Here is a 13179-nt window from a genome sequence, read left to right on the forward strand (position 1 = left end):
AGAAATCACAAGAACTCTAACGTCACAGTGCGAGTACACGATGCCACATGAACGCAAACTATTCGATTACATTTCAGTCAGCTTGAGGTGGGATTTTGGACACTGATAAGCGCGTATACAGGGCCGAATACGTGACTCCCTTTGCGACGCGCCAAGAGGTTTCCGTCATCCACGAACGTTCCCTTTGAGCTAACCACATGCTGCTATATATATATGAGCAACGGGCCTTACGCCTTTTTTTCATCCGCACAAGGGAGTTCAATATGAAAGGCTGTTTTTCCGCTTGATGACGTACACCAAATCTTGCCGTCATGCGCTTCTATGATTGATCGAGTGATCGACAAACCTAGCCCTGCATTGCTTGGGCTCCCTTCTCTGCGAGCCGGGTCCACGCGATAAAAACGATCGAACAACTTTTCAAGATGCTCAGGCGCGATTGGCTTTCCAGGGTTCTCCACGGAGACCGATATTGAAGTTCCTTTCTGCCGGATATCGACACTAATACACTCCCCTTCGGGGGTGTACCGGAGTGCATTTGAGAGCAGATTAGAGATGGCCCTGTCGAGCATAAGGACGTCACCTCGGACGCTCCCCCTCCCTGTGACTTTGAGGTCGATCCCTCGCTCATCAGCAAGCAAGCGGTAGTATTCGAGTAATTTCTCTACTACCGCTACCAGGTCTATCGGTTTGTTTTCATGTGTAATCAGACCGTTGTCTGATTTCGCCAGAAAAAGCATGTCATCAATCATCCGGCCCATACGTTTTAAATCATCAAGATTTGAGTACAGATTATCTTCGTAGTCCTCAATATTCCTTTTTCTAGATAAAACCACTTCAGTGTGAGTCATCAAATTACTGACCGGCGTTCGTAATTCGTGAGCAATGTCCGCAGAGAAGTTCGATAAACGAACAAACGCATCGTCCAATCTGGATAACATTGCGTTGAACGACAACACCATCTGCTGGAGCTCTTTAGGAACGGGACCTAACGGAATACGCTCTTTGAGTGATTTAGCTGACATTGAAGCCGCGACCTGAGTAACTAGGCGGATAGGCCGTAGGCCACTACTCGCGACCATCCAGCCCAGTGCAGCACTGACCAGCGCGCTGATCACCAGCCCTATCCAAAACCAGCGTTCAAGCGTCTCGAAGAAAGCCATATGTTGAGTAACATCAAAGATCAACATCACGGTCAATGGCTTGTCTTGCCCTGTCACAATGGCTTGTGCCGTCACTCCTCGAAATACCTGCTCCTCATCTCGCCACTCCCAGACATTGCTGTTTGTGATTGTTCGGTAGTCTTCCGGCACTACGATCGGACCAGGATCAGCAAACAGGAGCTTGCCGTCACCATCGATGATAAGTGCTGTCAAATCACGATGAGCACCAAGCAGCGCCTCCAGCTCGGGCTTAACATCACTGAACTGATCAATGCTATTCAACCCAGTCAAAATTCTTTGCGTCGAGTGAAGCTTTTCGTTCAGCGCCTGCTGATCCAGCATCTTGAAGTGATGCCGGCTAAGGTTGTTAAAACTGAGTCCGGCGACGGTGAGCACAGCTGTTACAGCAAGCATGAACATCAGGCTCATGCGGGTAGTCAGTGACATTCGCTTCATTCCGACCCCGAGTCCGGTGCGTCCAACATGTAACCCATCCCCCGAGAGGTGTGGATCAGCTTGACCTCAAAATCATCATCAATCTTCGCTCTGAGCCTCCTGACCGCGACCTCGATGACGTTGGTATCGCTGTCGAAGTTCATATCCCAAACTTGGGAAGCAATAAGTGACTTGGGGAGAACCTCGCCTCGACGACGGAGCAGCAATTCGAGTAACGCAAACTCTTTGGCTGTGAGATCTATACGTTTGCCTCCACGGACAACCCTGCGCTTGAGCAGGTCAACCTCAAGATCCGCCAATTTCATGTGGGTTTGGGAGGGGGCTGTGCTCCCTCTTCGCAGCAGCGTTCTGACGCGGGCCAGCAATTCAGAAAATGCGAAGGGTTTTATAAGGTAATCGTCTGCCCCCAGCTCAAGTCCTTTGACGCGATCCTCAACGCGGTCTCGCGCCGTGAGAAAAAGCACGGGGACATTTTTTCCGGATGCTCGCACCTTCTGAAGTACTTCCCATCCGTCCAGCCCAGGCATCATCACATCGAGAATCAGCAGGTCATACGCCTCGCTCAAAGCGTGCTGAAGCGCGTCTTGGCCATTGGTAAAGCGATCAACATTGAACCCCGCCTCAGTGAGTCCTTGCTGCAAATAGATACCTATTTTGGGTTCGTCTTCCGCAACCAGAAGTCTCATGGGGGTGGCTCTCAAATAATTGTGAGGCTGAGTCTGCAACGAAATGCTTCTGCCAACCAGCAACTGACAGAAAAGTAATATTGGCTTCAGGTAGTTGTCAGCGAGCGCTGTCTAGGGTTCAAACATGAGTACTTCTTGGTGCTCGACCGACTCTTCAGCATGAAACCTAAGGGAGCCGGAAAATAAATCCATAAGGAGCTGTCCTATGAATCGCCTAAAAGTCCTTTTCTTTGTGAGCTCGATACTCGTCTCGGCTTCTGCGTTGGCTGAAGGTGGCGCAGACCGGATCGCGGAGCGTATGGAGAGCCTGCGCGACAAAGCAGAAGCAACCTTGGTACAAGCTGAAAAAGCCCCTGAAGGACAGCGCCATGTACACATGGCCGAGCATATGAAAATGCTGGGCGAAATCATGAGCCAGCTCCATCAAGATCACCCAAACGCATCAATGTCACCTCAGCAGCACCTCGCCTGGATGGAAAAACACGATGCTATGGTTGATGACGTTTTGAGCCAAATGCAGCGCGAGCACAAACTGATGCTTTCTGAAAACCATCAGTGACCAACCAGGTCTCATTGGTTTTTTGAACCGGTCCTCTAAACACGGCGTCATTCGGGCGCCGCGTTTTCTTTTGAAAACTTACAGAAATGTAGTGTTCAGGTCAGTTAAGTGGCAGCTCCGCCCCTTTAGCATAGCCAGTGATTCGCTCTTAACCCACGAGGTCACCATGAAAAATAAGCTTATTACCCCAGTTATTGCGGCAATCACCCTACTCTTCGGTGCTACAGCGATGGCCAGCGCAGGTCATGGGAAAGAGGATATTGGCCAGCCTGGAGTCGCCTCTGAGGTTACTCGCACGGTTGATGTGGAGATGGGTGATATTTTCTTCAAAACTAAAAACATCGACGTAAAGCCCGGTGAAACAGTTCGCTTTGTACTTCACAACAAAGGGGCGCTGCTGCACGAGTTCAATATCGGTCAGGCCGCTGCTCATGCGGCGCACCAAAAAGAAATGGCGAGCATGTTCCAGAATGGAACGCTTACACCCATCGGTGCTGGGAAGATGACGGGCAACATGGGCCACAGCATGGGAGGGATGAAGATGGTCGGAATGGAACATAACGACCCGAACAGCGTGCTGGTCGAGCCAGGAGCAACCAAGGAGTTGATCTGGACCTTCAACAACAGCGCCGGACTTCAATTTGCCTGCAACGTGCCAGGTCATTACCAGTCGGGGATGGTCGGTCAATTTGACTTGAAGTAAGCCTGAGCTGACAGCTAAAACCGCGTCGACGCGAGAGTTGACTACGCTCTGAGGCAGAGATCAGAGCAACTCGCTCACACTGGGGTCTAGATCATGAATAACCATCAGCATCCGTTTGGAAGCACCACCCCTCCATTTTGGAGGCGCAAAACAGGCGTTGTACTGATCATGCTCATCGCGATCGGTGCCTTCTACGTGGTGCGGGAACATTTCAGCCACGTTTATCCGTATTTGCCCTATCTCATTCTGTTGATCTGTCCATTGATGCATTTTTTTGGGCATGGACATGGCGGACATGATCATGGCGATCAGGCAGCAACCAACAAGGACGAAAAATAGCTATGCCCACTACACCGAGCCATCACGATCACGGTCCCGCCCACGCTGCCTCGCCCCCTGACGGTGATCTACGTGACCCGGTGTGCGGTATGGCGGTTACGCCTCCAAGTAAATTTGGCGAGTCTTATCAGGGACAGATGTATCAATTTTGCAGCCAGAAATGCCAAGAGAAATTTCGGGCAGATCCAGACCACTACAGTGGTAATCATCCCAGCACTGAACCCAGCATCTCCGCTACAGAGCCTGTGCTACAAGTAGCCACTGAATTTACCTGTCCTATGCACCCGGAAATAAGACAGCCAGGGCCCGGCAATTGCCCTAAATGTGGCATGACATTAGAACCGGTCATGCCCGCGCTAGATGACGATGACAAAACCGAGCTCCGGGATTTCGCTCGCCGCTTTTGGTGGTCGCTGCCTTTAACCGTGATAGTGACCCTTCTAGCCATGGCGGGTCATTCATTACAATTCTTCCACGGCTCGGTTCAAAACTGGATCGAGTTCGCTCTGGCGACGCCGGTCACCTTATGGGCAGGTTGGCCCTTTTTTGTAAGGGCCATAGCATCTGTTAGAAATCGCAGTCCAAACATGTGGACTCTGATTGGGCTGGGGACTGCCGCAGCCTATCTTTACAGCGTCGCGGCAACCCTATTTCCCCAAAGTTTTCCCACCACCTTCATGCAAGATGGACGCATCGGCGTCTACTTCGAAGCCGCTGCGGTCATCATCTCGCTCACCTTGCTTGGGCAGATTCTTGAGCTCAAAGCACGTTCACAAACCTCCGCCGCCATTAAGTCCCTTCTAGGCCTGTCTCCCAAGACTGCACGCAAGATCAACGCCGATGGTCAGGAGGAAGACATTCCTCTTACCCATGTTCACTTGGGAGACCATTTGCGGGTCAGACCTGGTGAAAAGGTGCCAGTTGATGGCTCCGTACTCGAGGGAGAAAGTGCGGTGGATGAATCCATGCTCACTGGTGAACCTGTGCCGGTAATGAAAAGAGCAGGGGATAGTTTGATCGGCGCCACGCTTAATACTCATGGGAGCTTGGTGATGGAGGCGCAAAAGGTCGGCGCCGACACCATGCTGTCGCAGATAGTACAAATGGTCGCTCTAGCCCAACGCTCCAAAGCGCCAATGCAACGAATGGCCGACTCGATTGCCGGCTACTTTGTGATGGGGGTTATCGCGATTGCGTTGCTGACACTCTTAGGCTGGGGGCTATTCGGCCCAGAACCCAGCTGGGTCTTCGGCCTGATCAACGCTGTCGCCGTACTTATCATCGCTTGCCCCTGTGCACTGGGTCTCGCAACGCCCATGTCGATCATGGTTTCGACGGGTAAAGCCGCCAGTATGGGTGTGCTGTTCAGGGATGCCAGAGCCATCGAAAACCTTTGCAAGATCGACACACTGATTGTCGATAAAACTGGGACCCTGACAGAGGGACGGCCGGTATTTCACAGTGTGGAGGCCACACCAGATTTCAACCCACACGATGTTCTTCAACTGGCCGCTAGCCTTGATCAAGGCAGCGAACACCCTTTGGCTCATGCCATCGTCGATCACGCCCGAACTGAAAATGTTGCGCTCACCAAGCCTGAATCGTTTGAGTCCGGGTCAGGGATTGGAGTCAGTGGCCTCGTTGATGGTAAGAAAGTACAGCTGGGCAACACTGCACTGATGGAAGCTGCCGGCGTGAGCACTAAGGTCTTACAAGACCGTGCAGAGTTGTTGCGCCTTGAAGGCATCAGCATCATCTATCTAGCAGTTGACGGGGTCTTGGCAGGATTACTGGCGGTCTCAGACCCGATAAAACCGACCTCTAAAGAAGCAGTCACCAAGCTTAAGGCTGATAACGTAAAAATCATCATGGCCACCGGAGACGGGCTCACCACCGCACGTGCTGTCGCCAGGGAGATGGGTATTGAAGAGGTTCATGGTGAAGTGAAACCTCAGGACAAGGAGCGCCTGGTGGCGGACCTCCAGCAATCCGGTCGAAAGGTTGCCATGGCCGGCGACGGTATCAACGACGCACCGGCCTTGGCGCGAGCAGACGTGGGCATTGCCATGGGTACAGGGACTGACGTCGCGATGAATAGCGCGCAGCTCACGCTGGTAAAAGGCGACCTGATGGGGATTTTACGAGCACGGGCACTTTCGGTTGCAACGGTGAAAAACATGCGGCAAAACTTGGGGTTCGCCTTCCTTTACAACTCAATGGGTATCCCCCTCGCCGCAGGCCTGCTCTACCCACTGACGGGGCACCTTCTGTCGCCAATGATCGCTGCGTTAGCCATGAGCGTCAGTTCTGCATCTGTAGTTTTCAATGCTTTGAGACTGAGGAATACCCGAATAGATTGAGCGTAACCGATGCTCGCAGCCCGTTAATACATAACCCTTGACCTTGCCATTGTGTCAACGTTGATGCTGGTGTTGCGGTGAAAAGAGACCGCTCAGCACAAGAGGAATAACCATGTTCGTCTTAAACGTATCAGGCATTGGTTGCGGTAGCTGCGTCAGCAAAATCACCAAAGCAATTCAGTCACTGGACAGCAAGGCTACGGTTTCCGTGGATCGCGCGGCAGGTAAGGTAACCGTTGAAAGCAGCGAACCCCCAGAGCAGGTCCGTAAAACTGTGGAAGCACTCGGTTTCCCTTCCCAAATCAGCGCCTGAGGCGCTGATTCCCTCGCTGGGTGAGGTTTATTAGTCACCTCGTAGAGCTTTAAGTAGCCCCTTAAATGCTCCATTCAATCGAGTAAAAGCAGTTTCGAAATGAATCGAATTTTCCGTATATTTTGCCACCTCGACCTGTTGATCCACAGTATTTTGATCAATGGAAGGTTGGTTCGGCGTGCTGTAAAGCAAAGCGCCGCTGTGAATATCACTTGCTAATTCGTTTACGGCAATATGTTTTGGGTTTGTTGTTTTCAAAGAGAACGGAGTAGCAAAACCTCCTTTTGTCTGGCTAGCCAGGACAGCGGAAAAGTCCAAATCTCTGGCCTTAAAGTTAGGAGTGTCGACATTAGCGATATTATTGCTAAGCACCTCAGCTCGTTGGCTGCGAAAAAGTAATGCTCTTTCTGCGGAGCCAAGCGCTTTTTCAAAATTAATACTCACCGGTGGCCACCTTTAGTTACGCTAAGTTACGCTGCCATTTAGCATTCCCACCTATATCGAACACTCAAGTGCTTAACGTAGTGCATCCGAGTCGAGATACAATTCAAGTGCGAACGAAAAAACGTCAAACCTCCGCGAAAGTGACCGGAAGATTACACAACCGCACAGGTAAGTTTTAAAGAGTAAATGGCGGTTATGTGACGCTGGATGGCTTAGACCTTACGGACTATTCACTCTGTATCTCAAGAGAAATATCGCAACCTGACACAACTGTAATATTGGCCTAAGCTTCCTGTCAGGGGATGAGTCTTATAGTCCTATTGAGCCTCAAGCTCACCTCTTAGAGTCAACGATTGATGTGGATTCAGGGGGCATCAATACTCATCCGAGGAACCCCAAATGAATCCTATCAAAACCTTGTTCGTCATCGCTGCTCTGACCGTTTCTTCTTTGGCTATGGCTGAAGGCGGTGGTGACCGGACTTTCGCACGCATGGAAGTGGCCAGGAATAATTCGATGGAATCGTACCGAGTGGCTCAAACGCAAAATGCCCAACCTCCTGTCGCTGAAAGCAAAGCCAAGGCGATGGACCACAAGAATTGCTAAATAGCTGGGCCCTCCAAGCTGACAGAAATGTAATCACTGCGGTGGTTTAAATGTGGCAATTTCTGAACTCGCTTGCCGTAAGAGTTTGTCTTTTGTGACGGTGGGCAAAGCTGATCCGGGCAACTCATGATCGGTTGTTTCGCACGGCTTCCCTTTTGACTGATTGGAAATAAACGGCATGCATTCCAAAACCTCTAGACGGACATTCGTAAAAGGCTTGGCCGCTGGTGGCATTCTCGGCGGCTTTGGCCTTTGGCGCACTCCTGTATGGGCGGTGACAAGTCCTGGTCTGCCGAGCGTACTCACCGGCAATGAATTTGATCTGTTTATTGGTGAAACCCCGGTAAACATAACCGGCTCGCCGCGAACAGCCATGACTATCAATGGATCATTGCCAGGACCTTTGCTGCGTTGGCGCGAAGGAGAGACGGTCACTCTGCGTGTAAAAAACCGCCTGGACCAAGACACCTCAATCCATTGGCACGGGATCATCCTGCCGGCCAATATGGACGGTGTACCTGGCTTGAGTTTCCATGGCATTGCACCCGACGGCATGTACGAGTACAAGTTCAAGGTTCATCAGAATGGTACGTACTGGTACCACAGCCACTCGGGCTTACAGGAGCAGGCAGGGGTTTACGGACCAATCGTTATCGACTCGAAAGAGCCTGAACCTTTTCAATACAACCGCGACTATGTGGTGATGTTGACTGACTGGACCGATGAAGATCCTAGTCGTGTCATGGCCAAGCTTAAGAAACAGTCGGGCTACTACAACCACCATAAACGCACTGTTGGTGATTTCATCGACGATGTCAGTAAGCAAGGTTGGTCAGCAACAGTAGCTGACAGGAAGATGTGGGCTGAAATGAACATGAGCCCAACCGACCTTGGAGACGTCAGCGCAGATACTTACACCTATCTCATGAATGGCCAGGCGCCCAACGGTAACTGGACCGGTATTTTCAAGCCGGGTGAGAAGCTACGCCTACGCTTTATCAACGGCTCGGCGATGAGCTATTTCGACGTCCGCATTCCTGGTTTGAAAATGACCGTTGTGGCCGCCGACGGCCAACACGTGAACCCAGTGAGCGTTGACGAATTCCGCATCGCCGTAGCTGAAACGTATGACGTGATCGTAGAGCCTGCCAGTGAAGAGGCTTACACCATCTTCGCCCAGTCTATGGATCGGACGGGTTATGCACGCGGAACCCTCGCACTTCGTGAAGGGCTAGTTGCTCAGGTACCTGCTATAGATCCACGTCCAATCGTCACTATGGATGACATGGGGATGGGCGGTATGGCTGGTATGGACCATGGCAGCATGGCCGGTATGGGCGGCGCCGAGAAGAAGTCAGGTGAAATGTCGGGCATGGCTGGCATGGACCACAGCAAGATGACCGGTATGGACCAAAGCGACATGACCGGGATGACCGGCATGGACAGCGGTGACATGACTAACATGGCGGGTATGGATCACAGCAAGATGGCGGGCATGGACAAAGGCGACATGTCCAGCATGGCCGGGATGGACCACAGCAAGATGGCTGGAATGGGTAGTGGTGATATGTCAGGGATGGCTGGCATGGGCGGTATGGGTGGAGAAATGCAGACACACCCTGCCTCCGAAACCAACAACCCCCTGGTTGACATGCAAGCCATGAATCCAACGCCAAAACTAAACGATCCTGGAATAGGCTTGCGGAATAATGGTCGTCGAGTGCTCACTTACTCCGACTTGAAAAGCACTTTCCAAGACCCTGACGGCCGCGAGCCAAATCGTACCATCGAGCTTCATTTGACCGGTCACATGGAGAAGTTTTCGTGGTCGTTTAACGGCATAAAATTCTCTGACGCCGAGCCGCTTCGCCTGAAGTACGGTGAGCGTCTGCGCATCACCTTGGTGAACGACACCATGATGACCCACCCCATCCACCTTCACGGCATGTGGAGTGACCTCGAGGATGAGAACGGCAAGTTCATGGTGCGCAAGCACACGATCGATATGCCGCCAGGTACCAAACGCAGCTATCGAGTTACCGCTGATGCCTTAGGCCGTTGGGCCTATCACTGCCACCTGCTTTTCCATATGGAAATGGGCATGTTCCGTGAAGTACGGGTTGATGAGTAAAGGAGACGATCTGTGAGCACATACCTTAATCGTAATTCCCTGGTGGGTTGCCTCTTTGCCGTTGGCCTGCTGGGTGGACTCCCGCCCATGGTGCTGGCACAAGAAAATGGCAGCGATCATTCAACCAATGTTCCTGCTACAGCAACGGACAAGCCAGCAATGACGGCGAACGATTCGAAGCTAGATCACGGGGCAATGGACAATAGCAAGATGAGCCATGAGTCGATGGATCATGACCAAAAAACCAAAAAGGCAGATTGAGATCATGACCAGTAAATTTTTACGCCCAACGTTGATGGCACTTGCAGTCTCTACCAGTCCTGCATTTTTCTTCATGGCCCAAGCTGCTGAGGAGATGGATCCGTCGATGGCGATGCCATCAAGTGCGAACGCGAAGCCTTCAACTGCGCAGAAATCCAAACCAGCCAAAGCAAAAGATGGCGCAATGGATCACTCCAAGATGGACCACGGCTCAATGGGAACTATGGACCATAACAAGATGGGGGCCATGGATCACAGCAAGATGAGCATGGACGACGGGCAAATGGACGGTATGGAAAGCATGGCTGGAGGGGCTACGACCACAAGCCGAACCCCTGTCCCCGTACTTACCGACGCTGACCGTGCAGCCGCCTTTCCAGATGTGGCAGGTCATGGTGTACACGACAAAAAAATCAACTCGTTCATCCTTCTGGATAAGTTTGAGTACCAAGACGCTGACAACGGGAGTGCGTTGGCCTGGGATGCCAAAGGGTGGATCGGCGGTGACGTTGATCGCCTGTGGCTGCGTTCGGAAGGTGAACGTACCAATGGCGTGACGGAAAACGCCGAACTCCAAGCACTCTGGGGGCACGCCATCGGTCCATGGTGGGATGTCGTCACGGGCGTTCGGCAAGACTTCAAACCCGGGTCGCCTCAAACATGGGGAGCGCTCGGTATTCAGGGCATGGCCCTCTATAACTTTGAAGCTGAAGCGACTGCCTATATCGGTGAAAACGGTCAAACCGCTGCTCGATTTGAAGGCGATTACGACATCCTGCTGACAAATCGCCTGATCTTACAGCCGACAGTCGAAGTAAACATGTATGGAAAAAATGATCCCCAGCGCGGCATAGGATCTGGATTGGCCAACACCGAAGTAGGGTTCCGGTTGCGTTACGAGATTGTTCGCCAATTTGCCCCTTATGTCGGGGTTACCTGGAATCGCTCCTACGGCAAGACCGCCGACCTGGCCAGCGATGAAGGGGAAAAGACCAACGAGGCTCGATTTGTAGCCGGTATTCGGATGTGGTTCTGAGTGGTTTGAGCAAAAGCCCTACGATTTTTGAATAACAGGGGGGCGGCTCCCCGACTCAAATATAATACCTTCAACCAAACCTTTGCAGCGGCATTCATCTCGCCGCCGCCAAGGGAAAAGGAAATATCCATGACAGGTAGCTTCCGACTCTCAAGTCGATTTCTGCGTATCGCAACGTTCGCCGCACTGTTCATCGGTTCAACCGCTCAAGCAGCACAGGCGTTGGCCATCGATGTTCACCGAGATGCTAACTGCGGATGCTGTAAGAAGTGGATTCAGCATCTTGAGGCCAATGGCTTCACCGTCATAGATCATGTAGAGACCAACATGAGTGCTGTCAAACAAGATCTGGGGGTCGCTCCACGACTCTCGTCTTGCCACACTGCGATGATCAACGGAAAGTTTGTTGAAGGTCACGTGCCTGCCGAGCAAATAATTGCGATGAGCAAACGTGACGACCTTCTCGGAATCGCCGCCCCTGGTATGCCAGCAGGTTCTCCAGGAATGGAAGTCGACGGAGTGCATGAGGCTTACCAGATCATCGGCCGGAACAAAGCTGGCACAGATCAGGTCATTGCTGAATACCCCGAAAACTAACCCCCCCGATCCATCCCGTTACAGCATGGTCACCGTTCATGGCCATGCAGTGGGACTTGCTCTGTCGACATTATTCTCAAACAATTCGCCAAGGACGATCAGCAACAGTTGTACAGGCGCACTTAAACCACATCGGATAACCCCGCACCGCTGTCCTCAATAACAATTTTAGATGAGTTCAAGTAATTGGTGATGACGCCGTGACACGCACTGCGCAGCAGATTGCTGACCGCGATAGTGATCGGTTTGGAAATGGCGTTGCCCCTCAGCTTGCCCTCCCAAACCAGGACATCTGTCTCGGCTGAAAAAGTTGAAAATGTAAATGACGGTGGTTTAAGAGTTCTTTTTTTGCAGGCTTTTCAGGCGCAGGGTCGCCCGTTGTACAGAGGCCATTTTTTCTGGACGCTTCATTCGTTTCCATTTTTTGATGTCTTCCTTGGTGCGACCGCAGCTGACGCACAGTTCGCTGTTCAGCTGGCAAACAGAGATACAGGGATTTTCGATGTCCTTGGCCATTGTTCAATTTCTCGTCGAACTCTACGTGCTACGGGTTCATTGCGAAGCAAGCACGGCGAGCTGATCGGGTGAATCAGCGACCAACTTCGTGCGGTACTCAACTGTCAAATGAGTGATCTCATGAACCGTTGCAAGCCGTTCTCGTATGTTTTCCGCATTCACTGCTGGGCTGCCCAGAACACTCACAATCGCAGCGCGGGCTTGCGGCCCCACCTGCCAGACATGAAGATCAATGATCGAAGCATCTCCCGGTTGCTCAACCAGTTCACGAATCTCTTCAGCGACATGATCATCTGTCTGATCGAGCAATACACCCGCAGTCACCCGCATCAACGACCAAGCCCAGCGCGCAATGACAACTGCACCCACAATCCCCATTGCAGGATCGAGCCATACCCAGCCAAGGTATCGACCAGCAAGCAGTGCTGCGATGGCCAGAACCGAAGTCAGTGCATCTGCAATGACGTGAACGTAAGCAGAGCGCAAATTATTGTCGTGACCATGCGCATGGTGAGATTCATCGTGGCCGTGGTCATGCCCATGGTGATGATCATGACCACCAGACAGCAAAAGCGCGCTCACCACATTCACTGCTAATCCTACAATTGCGATAAAAGTCGCTGTTCCGAATTGCACTTGAGTCGGTTGAAAGAGACGAAATAGCGACTCTCCGGCAATTCCCAAGGAGACCAGTCCCAAAATCAGAGCAGAGGCGAAGCCACCCAGGTCTCCCACCTTGCCAGTTCCAAAACTGTAGCGCGCACTTGAGGCATGTCTTTTTGCGTAACCGTAAGCAGCTGCGGCTATGCCAAGTGCTCCGGCGTGCGTTGCCATGTGAAAACCATCTGCCAGCAATGCCATTGAGCCAGTGAGATAACCGGCAGTGATTTCAGCAACCATCATTACGACGGTCAGAGCCACTACCCACAAGGTTCGCTTTGCGTTTTCTTCATGTGATTTCCCAAGGAACATATGGTCGTGGGAAAAGTCGATGTACGCATTACTCATTTGG

General features: G+C 51.9%; 15 protein-coding genes. 10 read left to right on the forward strand and 5 right to left on the reverse strand.

What is annotated here, in order from left to right:
* Positions 1 to 227: 227 nt before the first annotated feature.
* The gene (copS, locus tag AC07W0_RS15575) at positions 228 to 1616 is read right to left on the reverse strand and encodes a copper resistance membrane spanning protein CopS (RefSeq protein WP_010565110.1); all 1389 of its coding nucleotides are present in this window, start codon (positions 1614 to 1616) and stop codon (positions 228 to 230) included.
* Complete coding sequence (locus tag AC07W0_RS15580) at positions 1613 to 2302, reverse strand: heavy metal response regulator transcription factor (RefSeq protein ID WP_010565109.1); 690 nt, start codon at positions 2300 to 2302, stop codon at positions 1613 to 1615. The genes copS and AC07W0_RS15580 overlap by 4 nt, the downstream gene beginning before the upstream one ends.
* 205 nt (positions 2303 to 2507) lie before the next feature.
* Between AC07W0_RS15580 and AC07W0_RS15585 the strand changes: the two genes are divergently transcribed.
* The 5 genes from AC07W0_RS15585 to AC07W0_RS15605 all read left to right on the forward strand — a co-directional run bounded on the left by AC07W0_RS15585 (position 2508) and on the right by AC07W0_RS15605 (position 6576).
* Entirely contained in the window at positions 2508 to 2861 is a 354-nt protein-coding gene (locus AC07W0_RS15585) for a co-regulatory protein PtrA N-terminal domain-containing protein (protein ID WP_010565108.1), read from the forward strand.
* 166 nt (positions 2862 to 3027) lie between these two features.
* On the forward strand, positions 3028 to 3564 hold the full coding sequence (locus AC07W0_RS15590; protein ID WP_010565107.1) for a cupredoxin domain-containing protein: 537 nt from the start codon (positions 3028 to 3030) through the stop codon (positions 3562 to 3564).
* A gap of 93 nt (positions 3565 to 3657) precedes the next feature.
* Positions 3658 to 3903, forward strand: a complete 246-nt coding sequence (locus AC07W0_RS15595; protein ID WP_026140267.1) for a DUF2933 domain-containing protein — start codon at positions 3658 to 3660, stop codon at positions 3901 to 3903.
* A gap of 2 nt (positions 3904 to 3905) precedes the next feature.
* Positions 3906 to 6263, forward strand: a complete 2358-nt coding sequence (locus tag AC07W0_RS15600) for a heavy metal translocating P-type ATPase (RefSeq protein WP_080943238.1) — start codon at positions 3906 to 3908, stop codon at positions 6261 to 6263.
* Between the two features lie 112 nt (positions 6264 to 6375).
* Complete coding sequence (locus AC07W0_RS15605; protein ID WP_010565104.1) at positions 6376 to 6576, forward strand: heavy-metal-associated domain-containing protein; 201 nt, start codon at positions 6376 to 6378, stop codon at positions 6574 to 6576.
* Between the two features lie 30 nt (positions 6577 to 6606).
* On the opposite strand, the gene flgB is transcribed toward AC07W0_RS15605, so the two are convergent.
* A complete protein-coding gene (flgB, locus tag AC07W0_RS15610) occupies positions 6607 to 7020 on the reverse strand; it encodes a flagellar basal body rod protein FlgB (protein WP_010565103.1) in 414 nt (137 codons plus the stop codon).
* 399 nt (positions 7021 to 7419) lie between these two features.
* On the opposite strand from flgB, the gene AC07W0_RS15615 reads away from it, so the two are divergent.
* The 5 genes from AC07W0_RS15615 to AC07W0_RS15635 all read left to right on the forward strand — a co-directional run bounded on the left by AC07W0_RS15615 (position 7420) and on the right by AC07W0_RS15635 (position 11651).
* A complete protein-coding gene (locus tag AC07W0_RS15615; protein ID WP_010565102.1) occupies positions 7420 to 7626 on the forward strand; it encodes a co-regulatory protein PtrA N-terminal domain-containing protein in 207 nt (68 codons plus the stop codon).
* A gap of 178 nt (positions 7627 to 7804) precedes the next feature.
* The gene (locus AC07W0_RS15620; RefSeq protein ID WP_016963499.1) at positions 7805 to 9757 is read left to right on the forward strand and encodes a copper resistance system multicopper oxidase; all 1953 of its coding nucleotides are present in this window, start codon (positions 7805 to 7807) and stop codon (positions 9755 to 9757) included.
* A 12-nt stretch (positions 9758 to 9769) separates the two neighbouring features.
* Positions 9770 to 10018, forward strand: a complete 249-nt coding sequence (locus tag AC07W0_RS15625) for a hypothetical protein (protein ID WP_130926104.1) — start codon at positions 9770 to 9772, stop codon at positions 10016 to 10018.
* Entirely contained in the window at positions 9990 to 11054 is a 1065-nt protein-coding gene (locus tag AC07W0_RS15630) for a copper resistance protein B (protein WP_017848904.1), read from the forward strand. The genes AC07W0_RS15625 and AC07W0_RS15630 overlap by 29 nt, the downstream gene beginning before the upstream one ends.
* A 129-nt stretch (positions 11055 to 11183) precedes the next feature.
* On the forward strand, positions 11184 to 11651 hold the full coding sequence (locus tag AC07W0_RS15635; protein WP_010565099.1) for a DUF411 domain-containing protein: 468 nt from the start codon (positions 11184 to 11186) through the stop codon (positions 11649 to 11651).
* 333 nt (positions 11652 to 11984) lie between these two features.
* Here AC07W0_RS15635 and AC07W0_RS15640 read toward each other — a convergent pair whose 3' ends face one another.
* Positions 11985 to 12167, reverse strand: a complete 183-nt coding sequence (locus AC07W0_RS15640) for a DUF1289 domain-containing protein (RefSeq protein ID WP_010565098.1) — start codon at positions 12165 to 12167, stop codon at positions 11985 to 11987.
* A gap of 36 nt (positions 12168 to 12203) precedes the next feature.
* Positions 12204 to 13175: a CDF family Co(II)/Ni(II) efflux transporter DmeF gene (dmeF, locus tag AC07W0_RS15645; RefSeq protein WP_010565097.1), complete on the reverse strand. Its 972-nt coding sequence runs from the start codon at positions 13173 to 13175 to the stop codon at positions 12204 to 12206.
* Positions 13176 to 13179: the final 4 nt, after the last annotated feature.

It is taken from the genome of Pseudomonas sp. GW704-F2 (genome assembly GCF_059423025.1).

Bases quoted from the DNA above. Each gene is read 5' to 3' on its own strand.
- copS (WP_010565110.1), bottom strand. From the start codon at position 1,616: ATGAAGCGAATGTCACTGACTACCCGCATGAGCCTGATGTTCATGCTT.
- AC07W0_RS15580 (WP_010565109.1), bottom strand. From the start codon at position 2,302: ATGAGACTTCTGGTTGCGGAAGACGAACCCAAAATAGGTATCTATTTG.
- AC07W0_RS15585 (WP_010565108.1), top strand. From the start codon at position 2,508: ATGAATCGCCTAAAAGTCCTTTTCTTTGTGAGCTCGATACTCGTCTCG.
- AC07W0_RS15590 (WP_010565107.1), top strand. From the start codon at position 3,028: ATGAAAAATAAGCTTATTACCCCAGTTATTGCGGCAATCACCCTACTC.
- AC07W0_RS15595 (WP_026140267.1), top strand. From the start codon at position 3,658: ATGAATAACCATCAGCATCCGTTTGGAAGCACCACCCCTCCATTTTGG.
- AC07W0_RS15600 (WP_080943238.1), top strand. From the start codon at position 3,906: ATGCCCACTACACCGAGCCATCACGATCACGGTCCCGCCCACGCTGCC.
- AC07W0_RS15605 (WP_010565104.1), top strand. From the start codon at position 6,376: ATGTTCGTCTTAAACGTATCAGGCATTGGTTGCGGTAGCTGCGTCAGC.
- AC07W0_RS15615 (WP_010565102.1), top strand. From the start codon at position 7,420: ATGAATCCTATCAAAACCTTGTTCGTCATCGCTGCTCTGACCGTTTCT.
- AC07W0_RS15620 (WP_016963499.1), top strand. From the start codon at position 7,805: ATGCATTCCAAAACCTCTAGACGGACATTCGTAAAAGGCTTGGCCGCT.
- AC07W0_RS15630 (WP_017848904.1), top strand. From the start codon at position 9,990: ATGACCAAAAAACCAAAAAGGCAGATTGAGATCATGACCAGTAAATTT.
- AC07W0_RS15635 (WP_010565099.1), top strand. From the start codon at position 11,184: ATGACAGGTAGCTTCCGACTCTCAAGTCGATTTCTGCGTATCGCAACG.
- AC07W0_RS15640 (WP_010565098.1), bottom strand. From the start codon at position 12,167: ATGGCCAAGGACATCGAAAATCCCTGTATCTCTGTTTGCCAGCTGAAC.
- dmeF (WP_010565097.1), bottom strand. From the start codon at position 13,175: ATGAGTAATGCGTACATCGACTTTTCCCACGACCATATGTTCCTTGGG.